20 protein-coding genes are annotated in these 22,084 nt (G+C 69.3%); 11 read left to right on the top strand and 9 right to left on the bottom strand.

Translation table 11 applies throughout. The features are described 5' to 3' along the window. Positions 1 to 185 precede the first annotated feature (185 nt). Both EV192_RS56330 and EV192_RS37225 read left to right on the top strand, forming a co-directional pair. A complete protein-coding gene (locus EV192_RS56330) occupies positions 186 to 596 on the top strand; it encodes an ATP-binding protein (protein WP_243727318.1) in 411 nt (136 codons plus the stop codon). Positions 597 to 660: 64 nt separating this feature from the next. After that, positions 661 to 972 (top strand): putative quinol monooxygenase, encoded by a 312-nt coding sequence (locus EV192_RS37225; protein WP_207926487.1) that lies wholly within the window; start codon positions 661 to 663, stop codon positions 970 to 972. A gap of 8 nt (positions 973 to 980) precedes the next feature. Here the strand turns inward: EV192_RS37225 and EV192_RS37220 are convergent, their stop codons facing one another. Both EV192_RS37220 and EV192_RS37215 read right to left on the bottom strand, forming a co-directional pair. Then, positions 981 to 1,910 carry a MauE/DoxX family redox-associated membrane protein gene (locus tag EV192_RS37220; protein ID WP_132123316.1) on the bottom strand — a complete coding sequence of 310 codons (930 nt, stop codon included), beginning with the start codon at positions 1,908 to 1,910 and terminating at the stop codon, positions 981 to 983. 69 nt (positions 1,911 to 1,979) lie between these two features. Continuing rightward, entirely contained in the window at positions 1,980 to 2,774 is a 795-nt protein-coding gene (locus tag EV192_RS37215) for an aldo/keto reductase (RefSeq protein ID WP_243727317.1), read from the bottom strand. Positions 2,775 to 2,904: 130 nt separating this feature from the next. Between EV192_RS37215 and EV192_RS37210 the strand changes: the two genes are divergently transcribed. Then, a complete protein-coding gene (locus EV192_RS37210; protein WP_132123315.1) occupies positions 2,905 to 3,711 on the top strand; it encodes a dienelactone hydrolase family protein in 807 nt (268 codons plus the stop codon). Here EV192_RS37210 and EV192_RS37205 read toward each other — a convergent pair. Further along, complete coding sequence (locus tag EV192_RS37205) at positions 3,701 to 4,183, bottom strand: Lrp/AsnC family transcriptional regulator (protein ID WP_132123314.1); 483 nt, start codon at positions 4,181 to 4,183, stop codon at positions 3,701 to 3,703. The genes EV192_RS37210 and EV192_RS37205 overlap by 11 nt on opposite strands. Before the next feature lie 94 nt (positions 4,184 to 4,277). Between EV192_RS37205 and EV192_RS37200 the strand changes: the two genes are divergently transcribed. The 3 genes from EV192_RS37200 to EV192_RS37190 all read left to right on the top strand — a co-directional run bounded on the left by EV192_RS37200 (position 4,278) and on the right by EV192_RS37190 (position 9,933). Further along, the gene (locus EV192_RS37200) at positions 4,278 to 5,756 is read left to right on the top strand and encodes an MFS transporter (protein ID WP_207926485.1); all 1,479 of its coding nucleotides are present in this window, start codon (positions 4,278 to 4,280) and stop codon (positions 5,754 to 5,756) included. After that, positions 5,753 to 7,120, top strand: coding sequence for an MFS transporter (locus EV192_RS37195; protein WP_132123312.1), 1,368 nt, complete (start codon positions 5,753 to 5,755; stop codon positions 7,118 to 7,120). The genes EV192_RS37200 and EV192_RS37195 overlap by 4 nt, the downstream gene beginning before the upstream one ends. A 77-nt stretch (positions 7,121 to 7,197) precedes the next feature. Beyond that, positions 7,198 to 9,933, top strand: coding sequence for an ATP-binding protein (locus tag EV192_RS37190; RefSeq protein WP_165960832.1), 2,736 nt, complete (start codon positions 7,198 to 7,200; stop codon positions 9,931 to 9,933). Here the strand turns inward: EV192_RS37190 and EV192_RS37185 are convergent, their stop codons facing one another. Then, complete coding sequence (locus EV192_RS37185) at positions 9,934 to 10,368, bottom strand: hypothetical protein (protein ID WP_132123310.1); 435 nt, start codon at positions 10,366 to 10,368, stop codon at positions 9,934 to 9,936. Between the two features lie 176 nt (positions 10,369 to 10,544). Here EV192_RS37185 and EV192_RS37180 point away from each other — a divergent pair, with 176 nt between their 5' ends. The 4 genes from EV192_RS37180 (at position 10,545) to EV192_RS37165 (ending at position 15,197) form a co-directional block, all read left to right on the top strand. Continuing rightward, entirely contained in the window at positions 10,545 to 11,381 is an 837-nt protein-coding gene (locus EV192_RS37180) for an IPT/TIG domain-containing protein (protein WP_132123309.1), read from the top strand. Positions 11,382 to 11,443: 62 nt separating this feature from the next. Next, complete coding sequence (locus tag EV192_RS37175) at positions 11,444 to 12,115, top strand: SDR family oxidoreductase (protein ID WP_243727316.1); 672 nt, start codon at positions 11,444 to 11,446, stop codon at positions 12,113 to 12,115. Positions 12,116 to 12,283: 168 nt separating this feature from the next. Next, positions 12,284 to 13,471, top strand: a complete 1,188-nt coding sequence (locus tag EV192_RS37170) for a low temperature requirement protein A (RefSeq protein ID WP_132123307.1) — start codon at positions 12,284 to 12,286, stop codon at positions 13,469 to 13,471. 154 nt (positions 13,472 to 13,625) lie between these two features. Continuing rightward, a complete protein-coding gene (locus tag EV192_RS37165) occupies positions 13,626 to 15,197 on the top strand; it encodes an alpha/beta hydrolase (protein WP_132123306.1) in 1,572 nt (523 codons plus the stop codon). Here EV192_RS37165 and EV192_RS37160 read toward each other — a convergent pair. From EV192_RS37160 to EV192_RS37140, 5 genes are all read right to left on the bottom strand, one after another. Beyond that, complete coding sequence (locus EV192_RS37160) at positions 15,194 to 15,937, bottom strand: macro domain-containing protein (RefSeq protein ID WP_132123305.1); 744 nt, start codon at positions 15,935 to 15,937, stop codon at positions 15,194 to 15,196. The two genes, EV192_RS37165 and EV192_RS37160, sit on opposite strands and share 4 nt — an antisense overlap. A gap of 68 nt (positions 15,938 to 16,005) precedes the next feature. Then, positions 16,006 to 16,629, bottom strand: coding sequence for a hypothetical protein (locus tag EV192_RS37155; protein WP_132123304.1), 624 nt, complete (start codon positions 16,627 to 16,629; stop codon positions 16,006 to 16,008). Between the two features lie 357 nt (positions 16,630 to 16,986). After that, on the bottom strand, positions 16,987 to 17,628 hold the full coding sequence (locus tag EV192_RS37150) for a response regulator (RefSeq protein WP_132123397.1): 642 nt from the start codon (positions 17,626 to 17,628) through the stop codon (positions 16,987 to 16,989). Positions 17,629 to 17,654: 26 nt separating this feature from the next. Then, a complete protein-coding gene (locus EV192_RS37145) occupies positions 17,655 to 18,806 on the bottom strand; it encodes a sensor histidine kinase (RefSeq protein WP_132123303.1) in 1,152 nt (383 codons plus the stop codon). Positions 18,807 to 18,888: 82 nt separating this feature from the next. Continuing rightward, positions 18,889 to 19,683, bottom strand: coding sequence for a TIGR02569 family protein (locus tag EV192_RS37140; RefSeq protein ID WP_132123302.1), 795 nt, complete (start codon positions 19,681 to 19,683; stop codon positions 18,889 to 18,891). Between the two features lie 97 nt (positions 19,684 to 19,780). Between EV192_RS37140 and EV192_RS37135 the strand changes: the two genes are divergently transcribed. Next, on the top strand, positions 19,781 to 22,084 hold the full coding sequence (locus EV192_RS37135; protein WP_165960831.1) for an RCC1-like domain-containing protein: 2,304 nt from the start codon (positions 19,781 to 19,783) through the stop codon (positions 22,082 to 22,084).

Genomic DNA, 22,084 nt, shown 5'->3' with positions numbered 1-22,084 from the left:
GCCGGCAGAGCTGCCCGCTGGGGGTGGCCGCCGAACTCGCCGCGGCTGTGTTCTCAACCGCAGTGTCGTTGTCTCCGCCCGGGTACCCGGTGACCGGCCGGGTCAAACCCCGGCCACCAATTCGCGCCGCGCGGTGTCGATCGGTCCGTCGCCGGGTAGCCCGGTGGGCAGGGAGTGGTGGAACGATGAAGGAATCGCGACGCGCGGTCGACAATGGCCGGCGACCTGACGCCACGGTGACGTACGTCACGCTGTCGGCCAGGAGTTCGCAGATGTTCGTGCTCCGGTCACTGGTGGTGGCCGTCGCGCTTGAGGCGGACTTCGATCTGGACACAGTGGACGATCTGCGGCTGGCCGTTGACGAGATGTGCGCGCTGCTGCTGGCCAGATCCGGGCCGGGAGACCTGCTGCACTGCCAGTTCGAGACCGCGCCGGACTCGATCTCCGTGCTGGCAACGGTTCGCACCGACAGCGCCCGTCCGGTGGACACCGCCACGTTCGGCTGGCAGATGGTGTCCCTGCTCAGCGACCGCGCCGACACCTGGGCCACACCCGGTGAACTCCACATCCGGATCAGGCGGGCCAAGCCGAGATGAGGCGGGAGTAGGCTCGAACGCGGATCGGTCCGGTGAAGGGGGAACGCGCGTGTCCAGTGGGAACATGTTCAGTGTGTACGGACGGATGACCGCATTGTCCGGCCGGCGTGCCGAGCTGATCGCCTTGCTCGTTGACGGATTCCGCGCCGGCGGCGACGACAGCGGCCTACTCACGTACAGCATCAACACAGCCTGGGACGATCCGGACACGATTTGGCTGACACAGCTGTGGATCGACAAGGAAGCCCACGACACGACCACCCGTTCCGAGCCGGTCGCGGCGGTGACCCGCCGGGTTGGTCCACTCCTGGCTCAGCAACCCGAAGGCTGCTACGGCCACGCCGTCCACGTTCACGGCAGAACCGCCGAGTCCTGACCATCACCTCACGCGCGGGGAACCGATCGCAGATCCTTGATCACCTGCGCGCGGAGAACCTTGATGTCACTGAACCTGTACGCCGCGACGAACCGGCCACCGCCAACGACCAACGCGACCGGGCTGTGTCGTATGCCCAGCTGTGTGGACAACCATTCGGCGCCCTCGTCGAAGTAGTACCGGAACTGTGCCAGGCCGTGCTCGACGACGAATTCCTCGGCGCTGTCCCGGTCAATCGTCGCGATCACCATTCCCACCGCCGGCCAGTCCTCGTGGGCCTGTCTTTTGGCGAACTGGTCGACAATGCCGGCGCACGTGTCGCACATGGTGCTGAGGACCAACAGCACGCAATTGTCGCTGTTTGGCAAACTGTCGGGCCAGACTGGCGGAATCTGCCCGAGGGTGACGTCCGGGTACGGTTCGATCGGCGCTCGTCGGTCCGTCGATCCGCGGCGGAATATCCGGTGCCGGTGTGTCCATAGACCTAGCAGGGCCGTTCCGCCCGCGGCGAGCGGTATCGCAGCGGCCAGGTCCGTTTCCGGCCAGCTCAAGAGCAGGTTCAGCGAGCCGACCGTGGCCAGCGCGGCGCCCAAGGCGATGTTGGTCCAGCCGAGCGGGCGCCGGCTGGAAGCGCCGAAACACCCGCACGGAACGCTACTGCCACGGATCAGCCCAGCCGCGCCCATCGCGGCGAAACACAGACCGAAAACCCCTATGACTGTGGCGAATACGGTTCTCGCGGCCGTCAACAGGCCACATCCCGCGACGATCTCGACCACCGCGACGCAACGAAGCAGCGTGACCGTGATCAGGCCGCGGGCTCGGGGAAAGATCTCCACCAGCGCCTTCTGGGTAGCCAGCGGCGCGATGAGCTTGCCGAACCCCGCGTGGAGAAGAATCGCGGCGGCGATCGGATCAAGAGCGAACAACACTCCCATCGAGCGGAACTTACCGGAGAACGAGTCCGCGCCGAGATCAAGAACCGCGGGTTACGCCCTTCGGCGCAGCTACCTGTCGGCCAGCAGAGCCATGTCCTCGTCGGTGAGCTCGAAGTCGAACACGTCGAGGTTCTCCCGGATCCGTTCCGGTCGCACGGACTTGGGGATCACCCGGTTGCCCAACTGGATGTTCCAGCGCAGCAGTATCTGCGCCGGCGTCCGGCCGTACCGCTCGGCCATCCGGCGGGCCGTCCGGTCCTTGACCAACCGCCCGACGGCCAGCGGGCTGTACGCCTCGGTCACGATCCCGTGTTCGGCGTGGAAGGCACGCAGGTCGGTCTCCGGCCGGTCGGGATGCACCTCGACCTGGTTGACCGCGGGCACGGTGCCCGTCTGGTCGAAGAGGGTGCGCAGGTGGGAGATGCCGAAGTTGGACACCCCGATCGAGCGGGCCCGCCCGTCGGCGCGCAGGCCCTCGAACGCCTTCCAGGCGTCGACGTACTGGGCCGCGGTCCCGCCCGGCCAGTGGATCAGATACAGGTCCACGTAGTCCGACTTGAGCTTGCGGAGGCTCTCGTCGAACCCACGCATCGCGGCGTCGTAGCCAAGGTCGTTGCCGCGCAACTTGGTCGTCACGAACAGGTCCGCCCGCGGCACGCCACTGGCGGCGATCGCGGCGCCGACCCCGTCCTCGTTGCGGTACATCGCCGCGGTGTCCACGCTCCGGTAGCCCGCTTCAAGCGCGCTGAGCACGGCCGCGGTCACGGCCGAGTTCGGCACCTGCCACACCCCGAGGCCGAACTGGGGGATCGCCCGGCCGTCGTTGAGCACCAGGTTCGGGACCTCGACCACGTTCGCCTCCATCCGTGCACCGACCCGCTCAACCTACCTTGGCCGGGCCGACAGGGCGATTTCCGGACCGGTGGCGAGATCGCCCTCAGATGTGGCGATCCCGCCTATGACTGGGTGGGCCGGGCCAGTCCATGCTGTCGGCATGAGCGACGACGCGATCACGGACTTCTCCCATCGAACGGTGGACGTGGACGGCGTGGTGAAGACGGTCCACGTATCGGGCCGCGGGCCGGCCGTGGTGGTGATGCCAGAGATGCCCGGTATCAGCCCGGACGTCCTGCGGCTGGCGCGGTGGGTGCGTGACGCCGGCTTCACCGTCTATGTACCGTCCCTGTTCGGGGTCGACGGTGCCTATCCCACGGCCGTGGACGGCGAGAAGGTGGCTCGTCGCGCGTGCGTCAGCGCCGAGTTCCGTGCGTTCGCCGGGGGCGGCACCAGCCCTGTCACCGCGTGGCTGCGTGGGCTCGCGCGCCGCGCCCACAGCGAATGCGGCGGTCCCGGAGTCGGCGCGATCGGCCTGTGCTTCACCGGCAACTTCGCCCTCACCATGACCCTGGAACCGGCCGTCATCGCGCCTGTGGTCAACCACCCGTCCCTGCCGTTGGACGACCCCGCCGGACTCGAGATCAGCGAGGAGGACGCCCACGCGGTCCGCGACCGCATCACCCGTGACGGACTGACGGTGCTCGCCTACCGGTTCGACAACGACCGGTGGTGCACCGGCCAGCGTTTCGCCGCTTACCGAGCGCTGCTCGGCGACGCCTTCGACGGCCGCGTCCTCCCTGGTACCTCGGCCAACCCCAGTCCGCCGCCGTTCTTCCGTGAAGTCGTCGGCACCCCGCACAGCGTGGTCACCGCCCACCTGGTCGACGAGGACGGACATCCCACCCGTCAGGCCAGGGACGAGATCCTCGCGTTCCTCAAGGGACGCCTCGACGTCACGGGCTGACAGGTTCCGCCGCGACGGGCGTCAGCGAACGGTCGGGTACCGGGCTGGAGAAGACGATGTTCGTGGTGACGCGGCCGTAGGTGCTGAGTGCGGTGGACAGCTCTTCCAGGTCGGCGACGGATCGGGCGGCGATCCGGATGAGGTAGCAGTCGTCGCCGGTGATGTGGTGTGCCTCCAGGATCTGCGGTTGGGCGGCCAGGAAGTCCTCGTAGTCGGTGAGGGTGGTGCTGGTGTAGCAGCGGAGCCGGATGTACGCGGTGAGCGGGTAGCCGAGCGCGGTCTGGTCGACGACGGCGCGGTAGCCGCGGATGACGCCGTGGTCGGTGAGGCGCCGGAGCCGGTCCGCGGCGGAGGTGGCGGACATGTGGATGGCGCGGGCGAGTTCGGCGGTGGTCATCCGGCCGTCCTGTTGGAGCAGCCGGAGGATCTCGCAGTCGGTCGAGTCCAGCGCCAGATGTTGATTCGCAGCCATGGGGCGAATAGTACCTTTGATTCGTTAAGCAGGTTTGCGACTTTACCCCTTGTTAGATGTTCTGTCGGCCGATAACGCCGTGGAACATATGTACATGTCTATCGCGTCTCGAGTGGCTGGCCGGCCGATGGTCGGGTTGGTCGCGATCTGCCTGGCCGCGCTCATGTTCGGCCTGGAGATCTCCAGTGTGCCGGTGATCCTGCCGACCGTGGGGCAGGAACTGCGGGGGTCCTTCGCGGACACCGAATGGATCATGAGCGGGTACACCATCGGGGTGGTGACCTTGCTGATGCCCGCTGGCACGCTCGGCGACCGGTTCGGCCACCGGCGGGTGCTGGTCCTCGCGGTGACCGCGTTCGGGCTGGCGTCCCTGCTGTGCGGGCTGGCGCCGACGCCGGGCTGGTTGATCGCCGGCCGGGTCGCGCAGGGCATGAGCGGCGGGGCGATGCTCGCCTGCCAGATCGCGCTGCTGTCGCACCAGTTCCCGGCCGGACCGGAACGGACCCGCGCGTTCGGTTGGTGGGGTGTGGTTTTCGGGGTCGGACTGGGCTTCGGGCCGGCCATCGGTGGCGAGATCCTGGCGACTTTGGGGTGGCAGTGGGTGTTCCTGGTGCACGTGTGCGTGGCGTGCGTGGTCGTTCCGCTGGTGCTGCTCGGCCCGGCCGACGTCCGTGACCCGCGCGCCGGTCGGATGGACCTGGCGGGTCTTGGGACGCTGATCCTCGCGGTGGTGGGGTTGACGTTCTTCATCACCGAGGGGCCCACCATCGGGTTGACCGCTCCGCTCCCGCTCGCCGCCCTCGCCGTGTCGCTGGTCTCGGCGGTGTGCTTCGTGCTCGTGGAACTGCGCGGCGAGGCGCCGATGATCGACTTCCGGGTGTTCCGGGTGCGGGCGTTCTCGGGCGCGCTGTTCAGCTCCGCGGGGATGAACTTCAGTTTCTGGCCGCTGATCATCTACCTGCCGGTGTATCTCCAGGCGGGACTTGGCTACTCGGCGGGTGTCGCGAGCGTGGTGCTGCTCGCGTACACCTTGCCGACACTGGTGTTGCCGCCCGTGGCCGAACGACTGATGCTGCGCCACCGGCCGGCCGTGATCATCCCTGCCGGCCTGGCGCTCGTCGGCGTGGGCCTGCTGGCCGTCATGGCCGGCAGCATGGCGGCCCAGCCGAGCTGGCTGACTGTGGTGCCGGGCATGCTGGTCGCCGGCATCGGCCTGGGGCTGACGAACACGCCGACGACGAACACCACCACGGCCTCGGCCCCGAGCGACCGTTCCGGCATGGCGTCCGGCATCGACATGACCGCCCGGATGACGTCCCTGGCGATCAACATCTCCCTGATGGGCCTGTTGTTCGCCGCGGGAGTCTCGGACCAGCTACGCCGGCACCTGCCCGCCTCCACGGACGTCGACGCGTTGGCCACGCGGGTCGCCAACGGCAACGGCCCGATCGATGCCGTCGCCAGCCAAGCGCTGGGCCACGCGACCACGCTGGTCACGTTGTACGGCGGTGTCGCGGCGTTGGTCCTCGCGGTCGCGAGCCGGCTGACCTTCGGCTTTCGCCGGGCCCGATGACCACCGTCCACAAGAACGCCTTGGGGCTGGCCGGAATGTGCCTGGGCACGGCGTTGATCGTGATGGAGGCGAACGTCGTCAACGTCGCCGTCCCCGCCATTCGCTCGGACTTCCGGGCCGGCGCGGCGACGGCACTGTGGGCGGTCGACGCCTACACACTCGTGTTCGCCGCGCTGCTGCTGTCCGCGGGCCTGCTGGGCGACCGGATCGGCGCTCGTCGCGCCTACCTGATAGGCCTGGTGATCTTCGCCGTCGCGTCACTGGTGGCCGGGCTCGCACCGTCGGCGGGCGTGCTGATCTCGGCACGTGCGGCGCAGGGCGTCGGTGCGGCGCTCCTTGCCCCGGCGCCGCTGACGCTGATCACCCGCACCTACACCGATCCCGCGGCATGGGCCAAGGCGGTCGCGGTGTGGGTCAGCGTCGGCGGCATCGGGTTCATGGTCGGACCGCTGCTGTCCGGGGCGCTCGTCGACACGGCCGGCTGGCGAAGCGTCTTCTTGCTGAACCTTCCGGTCGTCGCCCTCACCTGCTGGCTGCTGCTCGGCTACGTTCCCGAGACCACCCGGCGCCGCACGGGTTTCGATCCGCGCGGGCAGGTCCTCGCGGCGGCCGGGCTGGCGGCGGTGGTGTCCGGACTGGTGGAGTCCACTCTGGACGGCTGGGTGTCGTGGCCGGTCCTCGGCCCGCTGGTGGGCGGCGCGGCGGTGCTGGTGATCTTCGTGGTCAGCCAGCACCGTGGCGCCCGAGCGGGCCGCCAGGTCCTGCTCCCGCCGTCGATCCTCGCGGCCAGGCCGGTGCTGGCGGGGTTGCTCGCCGGGGCCGCCTACAACTTCACCCTCTACGGGACGCTGATCGTCTACACGTTCGACTTCCAGGAGCTGCGCCATCTGTCCCCGCTGGCGACCGGCGCCGCGTTCCTTCCCCTGACTGTCGTGGCCACCATCACGTCGGCGTTGGTCGGCGGTCGCGTCACGCACCGGTACGGGCCACGAGCCGGCATCGGCGTCGGCATGCTCTGCTGCGCCGCCGGTTTGGCGATCCTGGCATTCGGAACGACCTCGGTGCCGTACGCGGCGATCGCGGTCGGCCTGGCTGTCTTCGCGTTCGGCCAGAACCTCGTCGCCCCGGCGCAGGCTCTGGTGGTCATGTCGTTCGCGCCCGACGAGCACAGGAACATGGGCTCAAGCGCGTTGAACACCGCACGGCAGACCGGCGGGGCCGTCGGGGTCGCGCTCCTCGGCGCCATCGCCGCAGGACACCGGACCTCCGGTACGCCGATCGCGATGTGCCTGGCAATCGCCGTATGCCTGCTGGCCGCCACCGCCGCCGTCAAACTCATCCCCGGGCCGCGGTCAATGGCCTGAGAGCTCACCTGCACGCCGTCCTTCCGCACTGAACCGCGGCGACTCATGAGATGCTCAGGGGCGGGGAGGGGAGACGTATGGAGCCGCGGCTGACCGGGCGGGACAGCGAGAAAGCGACCCTGGCGGGGATTGTCGACCAAGCCGAGCGTGGCGTCAGCCAGCTGGTGTTGCTGTCCGGGCAGCCCGGGATCGGCAAGACCAGGCTGGCCGGGCACGCGCTGCGGACGGCGGCCGAGCGCGGGTTCACCCTGCTGGTGGGGCAGGCTGACCCGTTGCAGGCCGGGTTGGCGTACGCGCCGATGGTGGCCGCCTTACGCGGGAAGCTCGACGAGGAGCTGGTGGCCGGCCTGGACGACCTGGGACGGCTGCTGCCGGACCCGCGGCTGCCGCAGCCCCGGTCCGGTGGGGACCCGGCGGCGAACCGGTCGACGATGTTCGAGGCGGTCGTGCGGCTGCTGTGCCGGATGGCCGAGCGGGCCCCGGTGCTGATGTTCGTCGACGACCTGCACTGGGCCGATCCCGGCACCATCGAACTGATCCACCACCTGGGCGACGGCATGGCCGGCGACCGGCTCGTGGTCCTCGGCGCGAGCCGGACACCACCGCCGGAGTCCCGCCTGGCCGACCTCGCCGCGCTCGTCCGGCGGCACGACAACGGGACAGAGCTGGCGCTCGGCCCGCTCAGCGAAGCCGACGTCAGGTCGCTGGCGCAGGACGTGCTGGGCGCGCAGCCGCCACCGGCGATGTTGCGCGAACTCGCGGCCCGGACCAAGGGTGTCCCGCTGTTCGTGATGGCACTCGCGCGGCACACCGGCCACGGACCGCTGCCGACGATCGTCCGAGATGTGGTGATGGGACGGCTGGAGGCGCTCAGCGAGGCCGAGCGGGATCTCGTCGACCTGATCGCGGTCGCCGGCTCGTACGCGACCGTCGACGTCCTCAGGACCGCGACCCGCGGTGACATCGAGGCAGAATTGCAAGCACTGCAACGCGACGGGCACGTCGAAGCGCATCTGTCCGACAACGAGGTCGCCTATCGGGTCGCCCACCCGTTGTACGCGGAGGTCGCGTACGCGGACCTGACCGAGATCGAACGCCGAAGGCTGCACGCCACTCTCGCCAGGACCATCGACGCGTCCGCCCCGGACAACATCATGGCCATCGCGCCGCACTACCGCGACGCGGGTGACTACGTCGACCCGCAGCGCGCCATCGACGTCCTCGCCACAGCCGGCGAGCGCGCCTTGAACCTTTACGCCGCAACGGAAGCCGTGGACTATCTCGCCCGCGCGCTCAGTCGCGCCAGGACCGACCGGCCCGCGCTGGTGCCCGACCTGCTGAACTCGCTGGGTTTGGCCTACCAGGGCGCCGGGATGCTGGACGCGGCCACCAAGATCTGGCAGGAACGGCTGGCGAACGAACCAGATCTCGACAGGCAGATCAGCCTGCGGCTGCACCTGGCCATCGTGGAGTCCGAGCGAGGCAACCTGGACCACGCCGACGCGCACGTCACGGCGTTGCTCGGGCACGCGGGCGAGCACGACATCCAGTCGTTGGGCCTGCGGATGGTGATCGCCGCCCGGCGCGGCGACCTCCCTCGGGCGTTCACCCTGTTCAAGGACATCAGCGAGACGTACGGGGACAGTCCGCGACCGCCGGCGCGGGCGATGGCGCTCTACGCCCGTGGCGCGCTGGCCGCGGTGGGCCTGAAGTTCGACGAGGCACACCGGCTGATGACCGAGGCCGCGGCGATCGCCGACGATTTCGTCGAGGACAACGTGTTCCTGAAACACCAGCCGCGGCGGATCCTGGCCGGGCTCTGCGTGCTGATGGGCGACATCCCCGGCGCGATCGACTGCGTGACGAAGGGAATGGCGGTCACCAGCAACTTCGCTTTGCCGTCAGGCACGTACGCGATGGGCATGGTTCGTACGACTTCCCGTTATTTCGCGGGTGATCTCCTCGGTTCACTGCGCGATCTCGACGCGTACATCGCGAGCAGTTCCACGATCGGACTGGACCGCAACACCGCCAGAATGCTGGCACATCGGGCGTTTCTGCTCGCCGAACTCGGCCGGATCGACGAGGCCGCGGCGTCGCTCGACCAGGCCCGTCGCTGGTTGCACCTGCTGCGGGACGGCCGTGAATACGACTGGGAGATCGCGACGACCATGATCGCGGTCCACTCGGGACACCCGGAGGAGGCGCCGCCGCTGGACGCACTGGCGTTCACGTTCCGTGACCCGATCATCAACTGCATGCGGGTGCTCGTGGCCGCGCAGGCCGCCAACGCCGCCAACGACCACGCCGCCGCCACCCACATCATGGAACACCTGCGCAAGATCGGCCGGACAGCACCGCTCCTGGACGCGCTCGCCGACCGTCAGGAAGGCCTTCTCACCTCGTCGAGCGACCTGCTCCGGAACGCCGCGCGCCGCCTGGACGGCATGGGCGCGCCACTGCTGTCGGCCCAGGCCGCACTGGAGGCCGCCGAACTGGACCCGGACCAGGACGCGATCACGGACTGCCTGACCCGTTTCCAGAACGCCGGCGCGACCCCATGGCTGGAGCGGACCCGCAGCCTGGCCCGCAAGCACAAGATCGGTGTCGCCATCGACCGGACAACGGGTCACCTGACCCGACGCGAGCAGGAGATAGTGCACCTGGTGGGCACCGGACTGTCCAATGCGGACATCGCGACCCGGCTGTTCCTGAGCGAGCGGACCGTGGAGTCACACCTGCGCAACAGCTACCGGAAACTGGGCATCACGTCCCGGCTCCGGCTGGCCCAGTGGGCCGCCGCCAACGACTGATCAGCCGGCGTAGACAGTCGCGTTGGTGGTGATGAACTGGGCCGTGCCCGGCTTGACCGCGACCGGGTCCGGAACGGGCCCGCCCGGCGTGGGCTGCATGGCCGGCGCCTGAACGGTGAAGGTGGCCGTGAACATCTGCCCCTTGATCAGGATCTTCTTGCCGTTCGACGACTGGATGGTCAGGTTCGCCGGCAGCAACGTGAGCGTGAGCGTGCCGGTGCCAGGGGTCACGAAAGGCGGCGCGGTGTACGGCAGCGGACCGCGCAACGCGTTCGGCAACTCGTCACCCTGCAGGCAGACGAACTGGTTGTTGACCTGCACGTCCGTGCTGGTCCCGGTCAGCGGCACCGGCGCCTGGATGGCCGGCACGATCACCGGCGGCGGGATCTTGATCTGGATCATGTCGCCGGTCTTGATGACGAAATCACTCGGCACCCGACCAGGCTCGCACACCCCCGAGGGATTCCCCTGCCCTTTGGGGCAGCCCAAGGTGTCGGACGGCAACCGGACCGAGAGTGTTCCGTGACCAAACGCCGGTAACGGCCCCCGGTCGAACCCGATAGTTCGGGCAAACCGTCTACACAGGACGGAACCACCCCTTGGAGACCGCCATGGGACCTGACAAAACGCGAGTCCTCATCATCTTGATCGCCGTGGTGATCATCGGTGTGCTCCTTGCCCGCTACACCAAGGCGGTGGTCGGGGCCGACAAGCGGGTCTCGACGTCCAAGGCCGTCACCCTGGCGTGGACCTTGTTCGTCGTGTGGGTCTTCGCGACGCTGACCGTCCTCGAAATCAGCACCGGCGCCGCTGTTGACAGCAAACCGGTGGCCGACCAGTACCTGCTGCTCCTGGGCGGTCCGTTCGCCGCACTGGTCGCGGCCAAGGGCATTGTCACGTCCCGGCTCGCCAACGGCACTCTCCAGAAGAGCGAGGGCGCGAGCCCCCGCGCGGTCGACCTGGTGGTCAACGACCGCGGCAGCACCGACCTGGTGGACCTCCAGTTCGTCCTGTTCAACCTGGTCGCGCTGCTCTGGGCCGGCGCCCACTTCTTCCAGCACCAAACCGAGGGCCTGCCGGTGCTGCCCGCCGGGATGGTGGCGTTGACCTCGGTGTCGGCCCTGACCTACATCGGCAACAAGGCAGTCCAAAGCAGCACGCCGTACATCCTCAGCCTGACCCCGCCCAGCGCCAAGGTCGGCGACATCGTCCAGATCACCGGCACCCGCCTGCTTCCGCCACACCGGCCCGGGGACGCCGTCACGCCGCCGACCCTCCTGGTCGCCGGCCTCAACGTGCCCACAGTCGGAAACAGCACGGAGACGCAGATGTCGTTCGTGGTGCCCGCCGGGCTCGCCGCCAACCAGGACGTCGACGTCACCGTCTCCGCCGGAACGGAACTGGGCGGCACAGGAAGCGCCACGGTCAAACTCAGAATCCTTCCGTGAGAAGGGTTTCTGTGTAGTCGAGCTACGCGACAGTAGGCTGAGCCGTGTCCCGAATCGCTGTCGTGACCGGAGCCAACCGTGGCCTCGGCACGGAAGTCGCCCGCCAACTCGCCGCCCTCGGCCACACCGTCTACCTGACGGCCCGCACGCGGTCGGACGCCGAGACCGTCGTCGAGCAACTCGGCGTTCCAGGTCTGGTGGCGCACCAGCTCGACGTGACCGACCCGGCCAGCGTCGACCGCCTTGCCACCACCGTCGAGAGCGAGCACGGCCGGCTCGACGTACTCGTCAACAACGCCGCCATCCTCTACGACACCTGGCAGAACGCCACCACCGCCGACCTCGGCACGGTCCACGAAGCGCTGGAGACCAATCTGTTCGGCGCCTGGCGCACCGCACTGGGCCTGCTGCCACTGTTGCGCCGGAGCCGGCACGGCCGGATCGTCAACGTGTCCTCCGAAGGCGGGTCGCTGACCAACATGGGCGGCGGCACCCCCGCGTACAGCACGTCCAAGGCCGCGCTCAACGCGTTGACCCGGATGCTCGCCGCCGAACTCCGTGGCGACCGGATCCTGGTCAACGCCGTCTGTCCCGGCTGGGTCGCCACCGACATGGGCGGGCCTGGCGGCCGCCCGGTGACCGAGGGCGCCGCGGGCATCGTCTGGGCCGCTGCCCTGCCCGACACCGGGCCGACCGGCGGCTTCTTCCGCGACCGCCGTCCCGTGCCCTGGTGATCATGTGACGAGGTGGAGGCTGGTGACGATCTGCCTCAGGTCCTGCTCCGGGGTGGCTTCGGGCAGGGCCTGGCCGCCTGTGGTGGTGGTCACCCGGACGAACAGCAGCCTACCGACGAGGGGAGTCGTCGCAGGTGGGAATGGCGAAGGTGGTTTAGCCTCGCCCGCATGACCGAGTCCGGTGCCGTCGATCGGCACGCCAGCTGGCTGGAGTTGTTCTTCGACCTCGTGGTCGTGGTGGCCGTGGCCCAGCTCGCGCACCTGCTCCACGGCGATGCCCACCACGGGCCCGGCGGCATGGACATCATCACGTTCTTCACGCTTTACCTGGCGATCTGGCTGGTGTGGACGGCATTCACGCTGTACTCGAACGTCGTCGCCGACCGGGTGCGGGTCCGGGCCATGTTCCTCGGCATGGCCGGCATCGCGACCATGGCGGCCGCGGTGCCGCACAGCATGGACGGCCGGGCCAACCTGTTCGCCGCCGCGTACCTGATCACCACCGCGATCGGGGTGAACGCGTTCCAGCGGTCGGGAATGGTGTTGCTCACGTGGACGGCCGCGTCCCAGAACGCCGGGCTGGTGCCGTGGGTCGTCTCGTTCTGGGTCGGCAACCCGTGGTGGAAGCTGGGACTGTGGCTGTTCGGCATCGCCCTCACCATGTTCGCGAGTGTGCTGATGAGCCGCGGCGACCACGAGGAGATGCTGACACGGCTGAACGAGCGGCTCGCGAAGCGGGCCGAACGGCAGCCACGGGGGAGCAAGGAACCGGGATGGACCGCGCTCGTCGCCGCCCGGTTGGACGCCGGGCATCTCGGCGAACGGTTCGGGTTGTTCGTGATCATCGTGCTCGGCGAGGCGATGCTGCAGCTCGTCGGCGCGGTCGCCGCGATCGAGGACTGGCGGCCGGGCGGCGGCGAGGGGTGGCTGCTGCTGCTCACCGTCGTGTCCGCGTTCCTGCTGCTGATCACGTTGTGGGGGCTGAACGTCCGGCACGCCTTCGCCGAGGAGACGCATTTCCCACCCGCGCTGCTGCTGCCCGCGCACTTCGTGGTGATCGCGTCGATCACGACCGTCGCGGCCGGGCTGGGGGCGGCCGCCGCCGGGTCGGCCGACCACCTGAATCCGTCGTCGACCTGGCTGATGTGCGGCGGTGTGTCCGCGTTCCTGCTGGTCGTCAACCTGCTGGTGACGCACACTCGCCTTTGGCCGGTGCGCGCGGTCGCCGTGCTGTTGCCGTTGGTGGTCGCCGTGGTCGCGCCGTGGCTGCCGGCTGCGGTGATCGTGACTGTGTTGGCTGTCGCCGCCGGTGGACAGTTGATGTCGTTGTTCGCCGTGTCCCGGTCGGACAAGTGATCCTCGCGGGTGCCATCCACAATGGTCTCACGGTCACGCATCTGGGCGTAGGTCTCGCGGGGGAGGCGGTTTCGGTCCTGCGGGAGAGGCGTTCAGAGCTCACTGTGCCTAGCGTTTTCGTGTGTCGAGTTCGAAATCTCACGCGAGGACACAGATGAACAATCGCATTGCTGCCCTGGTGGTGGCCGCCGCGGCGCTCGTCGGGGTTCAGTCGTCCGCAGGAGTCGCGGAAGCCCAGGCACTGACCCGGTTCGAACATCAGCGGATCGCTTGGCACGACTGCCGGACTGGCCCCGACGATCCCCTGGGCGCGCAGCTGGCGTCGGTCGGCGCGCGCTGCGCCGAGGTCACCGTTCCCCTGGACTACGCCGATCCCGGCGGGCGGACGATCTCGCTGGCGATCGCTCGGCGCGCCGCGACCGACCAGGCGCACCGGCGGGGCACGTTGATGGTCAACACAGGCGGCCCTGGCCCGTCCCGGGACGGCGTCGTGTGGCTTACCCAAGGCCTTCCCCCGGAAGTGCCGCAGAGCGCCCCGGCGGTGGCGGCCGGCTACGACCTGGTTGGGATGGACCCGCGGTTCTTCGGGTTAAGCACCCCGTTGGAGTGTGGGTGGCCCGCTGACCGGTATCTGGCCAGTGCCCAGTGGTCGGGCCTGGACCGGGCCGCGTTCGACCGCAGCGTGGCAGTCGCGAAGGACCTGGCGGCCAAGTGCGCCTCGCGACGGGATGTCCTGCCGTACGTCTCGACGAGGAACGTCGCGCGGGACATGGACATCGTGCGTGCCGCACTGGGCGAGCCGAAGGTCTCCTACCTGGGTTGGTCCTTCGGCGCCTATCTCGGTGCGGTCTACTCGCAGATGTTCGGCGACCGCCTCGACCGGCTTGTGATCGACAGTGTCGCCGCCCCTGACGCCCCAGGCCCCCGCTTCACCCGTGACACCGCGCCGGCGGACGCCGCCGCGTTGCGGGACTGGGCGACTTGGGCCGCACGACGCGACAACGAATACCACCTCGGCTCCACCACGAATCGTGTGCTGGCCGCGGTGGACGAGATCGTCCGCGCCGCCACCCGGGAGCCGCTGAAGGTCGGCACGTACCGGATCGAGGCGCCGATGATCCCGGGAATGCTGCTGACCGTCGACGACTCCGACGACTTCTACGCGGCGTTGAGCACACAGGTCCGGGAGATGCGCGACGCCGCCAGCGGCCGCACGGTCATCCCCACCGGCATGTTGGCACAGAAGCTCGCGCTGTACACCACCACCGACGTGATCCCAGCGTTCGGCTTCAGCGCCACGGTCGCGAACCACTGCGCGGACCGCACAGGCTCCCGCGACCCGGAGACCTACTACCGTGACATCCAAGTACACCGCGCCACCGAACCCCTGTTCGGCCCGCTGGCCCGGCAGATCACCCCGTGCGCCTTCTGGCCCACCGCGCCGGCCGAACCGCCCACCAAGATCGCCAACTCCCACCCGGCACTGATCATCAGCGCGTCCGGCGACCCGGCCCTGCCCTATCCCGGCCAGCAAGCGATGCACCGAGCACTGACCGGCTCCCGCATGCTCACCCTCACCGACGCCTTCCGGCACGGCGTATACCTGGGCGACACAACGAAATGCGTACGCGAGACGGTCGAGACATACTTGCTTGACGGCACTCTGCCGGGCGCTGACGTGAGCTGTCCGCAGGATCCGTCGAGCGGTGGCGGGTCGGCGTCCTAGTCCATTTGGGCCGCGGCCGCCAACACGGCAGTGTGGTGGCGCCGGTCGTCCTTCTTGCCGTTGGTCCAGCAGTGGGCGCTGTCCTTGGTACACGCCCACTGCGGGTCAACGTCCTCGCCGCGGCGAAGACAGCCGCCCAACCGGACCAGCCCGGCTTCGGCCGCGGCGCGCACGGCCGGAACCGGCAGGCCGATCACGAACGGGATCGCGCCGGCGCCGCAGGTCGGGCAGTGCTCGACGATCGGCTTGGCCACTCCGGCGGTGAGGGCGGCATACGTCTCGTCGTCGAAGGCGACAAACCGGATCAGGTCGATGATCGGCAGCGACCGCACCGCCATGGTCGCGATCTCGGCGGCGCGCCCGGTCGGGAAACCGTAGACCCCGGTGGCGATGGCGGGAAACGCGATGCTGGCCACCTCGAGTTCCTCGGCCAGCAGCAGAGATTCCAGGTAGCAACTCGTCAACACCAGGTCCTCGCCGTGCTCCCCGCCCTCCCACACCGGTCCGACAGTGTGGATCACGTACTTCACCGGCGCGAGGTCGAACGCGGGCGTCGCGATCGCCTTCCCCGGCTCACAGGGCCCGGCCTTCGCGCCGGCGGCGGCGAGCCGGGGTCCGGCCGCCCGGTGAATCGCCCCGTCCACCCCACCACCGCCCATCAACGACTCGTTCGCGGCCGTGACGATGATCTCCACGTCCTCGGTCGTGATGTCCCCAAGAACCACCTCGATCGCGCCCATGACCTCAGCATGGCATCGGCGGACGCCACGCGTGCCTGCTTTCCGCCGATCCTGACCGGATCGGGAGGTCAGCGCAGCGCGGCCAGTATGTGGGCGGCGATCAGCACCCCGGTCTGGTTCATCTCAGTCATGTCCGGTGCCTTGTCCAGGCTCGGCGTATAGAGGTACAGGACGTCCAAGTAGTCCCCGCCCAGGCACGCGGCGATCTGCGCCTGGCCGACAAACCCGAGTGTGTCCGGCTTGAGGGTGGCCGAGCAGGAGCGGTCGCCGACCCCGACGGAGGTGTTGAAGTGCTGGAGTGGCGTTTCGGGATGGTAGTAGCTGTCGCAAGTGTCGCCGACCTCGTCCTCGGCTTGTTGTCGGGGGGTCAGGGGCCCGTTGGGAGTGCGGCTGCCGGGGCCGAACCGGGTGAGTCGCAGGCGGAGCCTGCCGCGGGGGACAGTGACGTACCCGGGTCTGCGGCGGTCGTCAATGTGCAGTCGGTCTGGACCTGGTTGAGGGTGAGATTCGGGGTGGGGGTCGCGGTCGGCGTGGGCGGCTCGCGATGTGGTTTCGGCACGGCGCGCTCGGTGAGTTCGGGCCCGACCAGCTCGCACAAGTCGTCCGGCGCGGCCGGTGGCCGTGGCGTCGTGGTCGAAGTCGTCACCGTCGGTGACCACGAGGCGGAAGGAACCGATATCGGCCCCACGCACCTCGACATGATCGCGGCAACCAGCGCCACCGTCAGCGGCGCGGCCACCCGTCCAAGCCGGGCGGGCTTGGCAACTGATGGCCGCGCGGACCCCTGAGGGTTACCCGAACCAACGGGATTCTGTTCAGACATGTCGCTCACGCTCTGGCCCGATGGGAAGACCATGGCGGTCTGTTCTCGTCGCGAGGACGGTAGCGAGGACGGATGAGATTCTGATGACACGACAAGGCTGACCGGATGTCGCGCGCCCACTGACAGGGCAGCGAAACGGTTGTGGTGGCGTCGATCCACAACGGCGTGTGGTGGACTTCACGCGCCCCGATGGCCACGCTCAGTTGCCGGGTGGCTCGGCGAGTGGTTACCGGTCGCCAGGGCGGACCACGCCGGCTTCGTAGGCGGTGACCACCGCTTGCACCCGGTCTCGGACCCGCAGTTTGGCCAGGACGTTTCCGACGTGGGTCTTCACTGTGCCGGGTGCCACTACCAGGCGTTCGGCGATCTCCGCGTTGGAGCAGCCGCGTGCCATCGCGACCAGCACTTCCCGTTCGCGCTCGGTCAGTGCCGTGACCAACAGGAGCGCGGCGGGATCGAGCGGCGGTGCCAGGTGGTCCAGCAGTCGGCGGGTGGTCGAGGCGGCCAGCACCGCGTCCCCGGCGTGCACTGTCCGCATGCCGGCCAGGAGTTCCTCCGGGGTGGCGTCCTTGAGGAGGAACCCGCTGGCGCCGGCACGGATCGCGGCGAGCGCGTGCTCGTCGAGGTCGAACGTGGTGAGCATGACCACTTTGGGCGCGTCGGGGTGGGCGAGGACCCTGCGGGTGGCTTCGACGCCGTCCAGCACCGGCATCCGGACGTCCATCAGCACCAGGTCGGGACGTAACCGCCGGGCCTGCTGTACGGCGGTGAGACCGTCGCCCGCCTCGCCGACCACGGCCAGGTCCGGTTGGGTGTCGATCACCATCCGCAGGCCCGTGCGGACCAGGACCTGGTCGTCGACCAGCATCACCCGCGCCGGGCGGTCGCCGCCGTTCACGCGGGCACCGGGATCCGCGCGGACAGGACGTGGCCGCCGCCGGGACGCGGTCTCAGCGTCACCGTGCCGCCGTAGGCGCCTGTGCGCTCACGCATGCCGGCTATCCCGTACCCACCGCTGGAGTTCGGCGTTGATCTGCCGTTGTCCAGGACGTCGATCGTCAACCCGGCAGTGGACCAGCGCACCGAGACCTCGGCGCGGGCCGTCGGGCCGGCGTGTTTCACCACGTTCGTCAGTCCTTCTTGGACGACCCGGTAGGCGGCCAGCGAAAGGCCCGGGTCCACTGTGCCGGGCGCCGGCTCGAGGGTGAGCCGGACGTCCAGCCCGCTGGTCCGCAGCCGGTCGACCAACGCGGGCACGTCGGCCAAGCCGGGTTGGGGTGCCGCCGGGCCGTCCCGCAGGATCCCGAGCACCCGCCGGATCTCGCCGAGCGCCTGCCGGGCACAGTCACCGATGGTGGCCAGCGCGGCAAGGCCGGCCTCGGGCGAGGACGCGGCCACGTAGCGCCCACCGTCGGACTGCGCGATCATCACCGCCAGGGAATGGGCGACGATGTCGTGCATCTCGCGAGCGATCCGGGTCCGTTCCGCCATCACCGCGAGCCGCGCCCGCTGATCCCGCTCGACCTCCAGCAGCCTGGCCCGGTCCGCCAGCGCCTCAGCCTGCGCCCGACGGACCTTCTGCAACACCCCGACCGCCCACGCGGCCACCACCGTGCTGGCCAGGAACGTGCCGATGACGAGGTGCATGGTCACCGAGCCGGTCAGCAGCGGCCAACTCAACCCGCCTAACACCGCACCGGACAAACCAGCGGCCAGCGCGGCCCGTCCCGCCCACGATGGTCCATAGGCAGCGGCCGCGTGCACCGCGAGGGGGACGGCGACGTTGGCCAGGAGCAGACCAGTGCTGTCCCGGAGGGTCAACCACTGTACGAACGCGACAGACGTCACCAACGTCAGGCACGCAACGACTTGCCGTCGACGCAACATCACCGGCACCAGTAAAAGCGCGGTGAACAGGAAGTACGCGGTATCCGAGCGCGTGACCAGTCCGAACAGGACACACACGGCGGCGGGCACCAGCGCCGTCAGGACATCGACCAACGACTCGTGGCCGCGCAGCCACGAATCCAACCGTTCACCAAGCATGCGGCCACCGTAGGACCGCACGGCGTCAACCCACGTCGTCACGCAGGAGGACATGGGGCATGACTTGCCTATGCCGATCGGCCTATGCCGAACGGACCAGGTCGATCACCGGCCGGTAGGCGCGGATCTGCTGCCGCGTCCACCCGGCGAGCCCGAACGCCTTGTCGTGCGTGACGATCCGGTAGATCAACGCGCGGACCAGCACCTGACCCCACTCGGGCAGGTGTGACCAGCGGGCGAGCAGGTCAGGGGAGGCGGAATACCAGCACAAGGCGTCGGCGACCGCGACCGCTGACGCCCACGAGGTGGGCCGCCAGTACGCGGGCCAGTCGATGATCGCCGGTGGCAGGCCGTCGGCGAACAGCACGTTGCCGGGCAGGTCGCCGTGCACCATCTGGGAGACAAGGTCGATCGGGCGGCGGGCACGCAAGAGTGGCGCCAGCAGCTCCATGGCGGCCGGGGACGCGTCGACGGGCAGTTCGTCCCAGGCGACACGGTCCCCATAAGACCACGGGTCCGCGCGCAGGTCCAGGAAGTCCGGCCGGGGCAGGGCGGCGATGGCCGCGTGGAACGCGATCCCGGCGCGCAGTACGTCGTCCTGACGGGTGACGTCCGGTGCGCCCGCGACGAGGCAGGTCGCCTCCCAGCCGTCGGCGATCCACGCGCTGTCCTGTGTCCTGGCCGGCCGGGCGATCCGGAACTCGGCCGAGTCCGGCAGTTCGTCGAGCACCTGGGCACGCCAGTGCGTCTCAGCCGGGAACTCCACCGGCTTGAGGACCAGGTGGCCGGCACGCCAGGTCCCGCCTTTGCCGCCGGGCAGGAGGACCGGGTCGTCCTTGACCCCGAACGCGGCGGCCGGCGGGCTCGCGGGCGGCATGGTCAAGATCGTAGGCGAATCCGGCGAAAGGTGGCTTCCCGAATATCTCCCGCTGTCTTATGCTGCCGCTGTTTGCGACGTTTTTGGGGGGATTTCAGTGCGTATCCGGCGGTCTGTCACGTTCGCGTTCGCGCTCGTGCTCGGCGCGGTCCTTGTCGGTGCTCCGGCGTCCATAGGGGCGCCGGCCAGCCCGATGCCAGTGCTCGGTGCCGCGTCCCGATACACGCCACTCGCGCCGGTTCGGGTCCTGGACACCCGCAGCGGGCTGGGCGCGCCGGCCGGTGCCGTGGGTCCGGGCCGGACGATCACTGTGGACCTGTCGGCGAAAGTGCCGGCAGGGGCGACCGCCGTGGTGGTCAACCTGACCGGCACCGGGGCGACCGCGGCCACGTATGTGACGGCATGGCCGACCGGAGAAGACCGCCCGACCGTGTCCAACATCAACCTGCTCCCGAACCAGACCAGGCCGAACGCGGTCACCGTACGGCTGGGTGCCGACCGCAAGGTGGACCTGTTCAACGATTCGGGCAGCACGCACCTGATCGTCGACCTGGCCGGCTACTACGGGCCGGACGGGTCGAAATACGCGGTGCTTGACCCGGTTCGCGTGCTGGACACCCGGAGCGCGCCGGCCGGTGCCGTGGGTCCCGGCGGGACAATCAGCCTGGACCTGTCGGCGAAAGTACCGGCGACCGCGACGGCAGTGGTGTTCAACCTGACGGGCACAGGACCTACCGCGGCGACGTTCGTGACGGCGTGGCCACACGGCCAGGCACGGCCGGTCGTGTCGAACCTGAACCTGGCGCCCGGCGAGACCGCGCCGAACCTGGTCACCGTGCGGCTGGGTGCCGACCGCAAGGTGGACCTGTTCAACGATTCGGGCAGTACACATCTGATCGCCGACCTGGCCGGCTACTACGACCCGGCCGCCGATGCGCTGTTCGTGCCGAGAACCCCGCAACGGTTGCTGGACACTCGAACCGGCCAAGGCAGGTACCCGCAGGATCCCGGACCGCTCGGCCCGGGCCAGTGGGAGCGGGTCAACCTGTGGGCGCTGACGGGTCCGTCGGACGTTGTCGGGGTGGTGGCCAACCTGACCGGCATCGTCCCGTCCGCCAACACGTTCCTGACCGCGTCGCCGGGCTACCAGGCCGTCCCGGCGGTGTCCAACCTGAACCTGGCGGCTGGCCAGATCGCCGCGAACATGATCTCGCTCGGCGCGGACCGGTACTTCAACCTGTACAACGACTCCGGCGAGACGCACGTGGCCATCGACGTCGCCGGGTACTTCGTCCGGACGTGCTCGGGTGTCAGCGGCTGCGTGTTCGCCTGGGGCCAGGCCGAGGCCGGGCAGTTGGGCGACGGGACCGTGGACACCGACCGGCCGCAGCCGAAGCCGGTGCGTGGCCTCTCCGAGGTGACCGCGGTGGCCGGTGGCCTGGCGGAGAATCTGGCGCTGCGGTCCGACGGGACCGTGTGGGCGTGGGGCACTGGTCAGGACGTGCCGGGCGGGAAGTCCCTGGTCGCCGTGCAGGTGCCCGGACTCGCCAACATCACGCGGATCTCGGCGGGCAGGAACAACGGGCTGGCGATGCGTTCCGACGGCACGGTGTGGGCGTGGGGCAAGAACGACCACGGCCAGCTCGGCGACGGTGTGGACCACGGACCGGACGGCTCTCCGACACCGGTGCGTGTGCTCGGCCTCACCGATGTGGTCGCCATCGCCACCAGTGGAACCAACGGCTATGCCGTGCGTTCCAACGGAACCGTCTTCTCGTGGGGGGACAACACATACGCTCAGCTGGGCACCGGCACGTTGTGCGACAAGCAGGTACCCGGCAGTTGCCAGTCGAACGTCCCGGTCCAGGTGTCCGGGCTGACCGGCGCGGTCGCCGTGTCCGAGGACGGATTCGCGCTGCGGTCCGACGGCACAGCCTGGACCTGGGGCACCAACTACTGGGGCGTGCTCGGTGCCAACCTACCGTTGAACAGCGTCAGCGCGGTGCCCGTGCAGGTGTACGGCCTGACCGGGGTGGCGAAGATCAGCGGCACCATGCAGAACCGGTACGCGTTGAAGTCCGACGGCACGGTCTGGTCATGGGGCCCGAACCGCGAGGGGCAGCTCGGCAACGGCACCACCGGCGGGAACACCATCGTTCCCGTCCAGGTGTCCGGCATCGCCAACGCGACGTCCATCGGGTCCGGCGAGGGCCTCAACGGGTACGCCGTCACCCCGGACGGCCAGGTCCTCGGTTGGGGCTACAACATCGCCGGCCAGCTCGGCCCGAACGCGCCGTTGAGCTCCAACGTGCCCGTCCGGGTCACGGGGCTCGCCGGAGCGACCGAGGTCAGCGGTTACTACGCGGGTGCGATCGCGCTCGTTCCCCATCCGGCGAACTGA

This window comes from Actinocrispum wychmicini (assembly GCF_004345645.1).
In the GTDB taxonomy this organism is placed as follows: domain Bacteria; phylum Actinomycetota; class Actinomycetes; order Mycobacteriales; family Pseudonocardiaceae; genus Kibdelosporangium; species Kibdelosporangium wychmicini.
The sequence above is the reverse complement of the archived record's forward strand: the minus strand, read 5'-3'. Positions and strand labels throughout refer to the sequence as shown.

Coding starts and splice junctions, on each gene's coding strand:
- EV192_RS56330 (WP_243727318.1), top strand. CDS start 186: ATGAAGGAATCGCGACGCGCGGTCGACAATGGCCGGCGACCTGACGCC.
- EV192_RS37225 (WP_207926487.1), top strand. CDS start 661: ATGTTCAGTGTGTACGGACGGATGACCGCATTGTCCGGCCGGCGTGCC.
- EV192_RS37220 (WP_132123316.1), bottom strand. CDS start 1,910: ATGGGAGTGTTGTTCGCTCTTGATCCGATCGCCGCCGCGATTCTTCTC.
- EV192_RS37215 (WP_243727317.1), bottom strand. CDS start 2,774: ATGGAGGCGAACGTGGTCGAGGTCCCGAACCTGGTGCTCAACGACGGC.
- EV192_RS37210 (WP_132123315.1), top strand. CDS start 2,905: ATGAGCGACGACGCGATCACGGACTTCTCCCATCGAACGGTGGACGTG.
- EV192_RS37205 (WP_132123314.1), bottom strand. CDS start 4,183: ATGGCTGCGAATCAACATCTGGCGCTGGACTCGACCGACTGCGAGATC.
- EV192_RS37200 (WP_207926485.1), top strand. CDS start 4,278: ATGTCTATCGCGTCTCGAGTGGCTGGCCGGCCGATGGTCGGGTTGGTC.
- EV192_RS37195 (WP_132123312.1), top strand. CDS start 5,753: ATGACCACCGTCCACAAGAACGCCTTGGGGCTGGCCGGAATGTGCCTG.
- EV192_RS37190 (WP_165960832.1), top strand. CDS start 7,198: ATGGAGCCGCGGCTGACCGGGCGGGACAGCGAGAAAGCGACCCTGGCG.
- EV192_RS37180 (WP_132123309.1), top strand. CDS start 10,545: ATGGGACCTGACAAAACGCGAGTCCTCATCATCTTGATCGCCGTGGTG.
- EV192_RS37170 (WP_132123307.1), top strand. CDS start 12,284: ATGACCGAGTCCGGTGCCGTCGATCGGCACGCCAGCTGGCTGGAGTTG.
- EV192_RS37165 (WP_132123306.1), top strand. CDS start 13,626: ATGAACAATCGCATTGCTGCCCTGGTGGTGGCCGCCGCGGCGCTCGTC.
- EV192_RS37160 (WP_132123305.1), bottom strand. CDS start 15,937: ATGGGCGCGATCGAGGTGGTTCTTGGGGACATCACGACCGAGGACGTG.
- EV192_RS37150 (WP_132123397.1), bottom strand. CDS start 17,628: ATGCTGGTCGACGACCAGGTCCTGGTCCGCACGGGCCTGCGGATGGTG.
- EV192_RS37145 (WP_132123303.1), bottom strand. CDS start 18,806: ATGCTTGGTGAACGGTTGGATTCGTGGCTGCGCGGCCACGAGTCGTTG.
- EV192_RS37140 (WP_132123302.1), bottom strand. CDS start 19,683: ATGCCGCCCGCGAGCCCGCCGGCCGCCGCGTTCGGGGTCAAGGACGAC.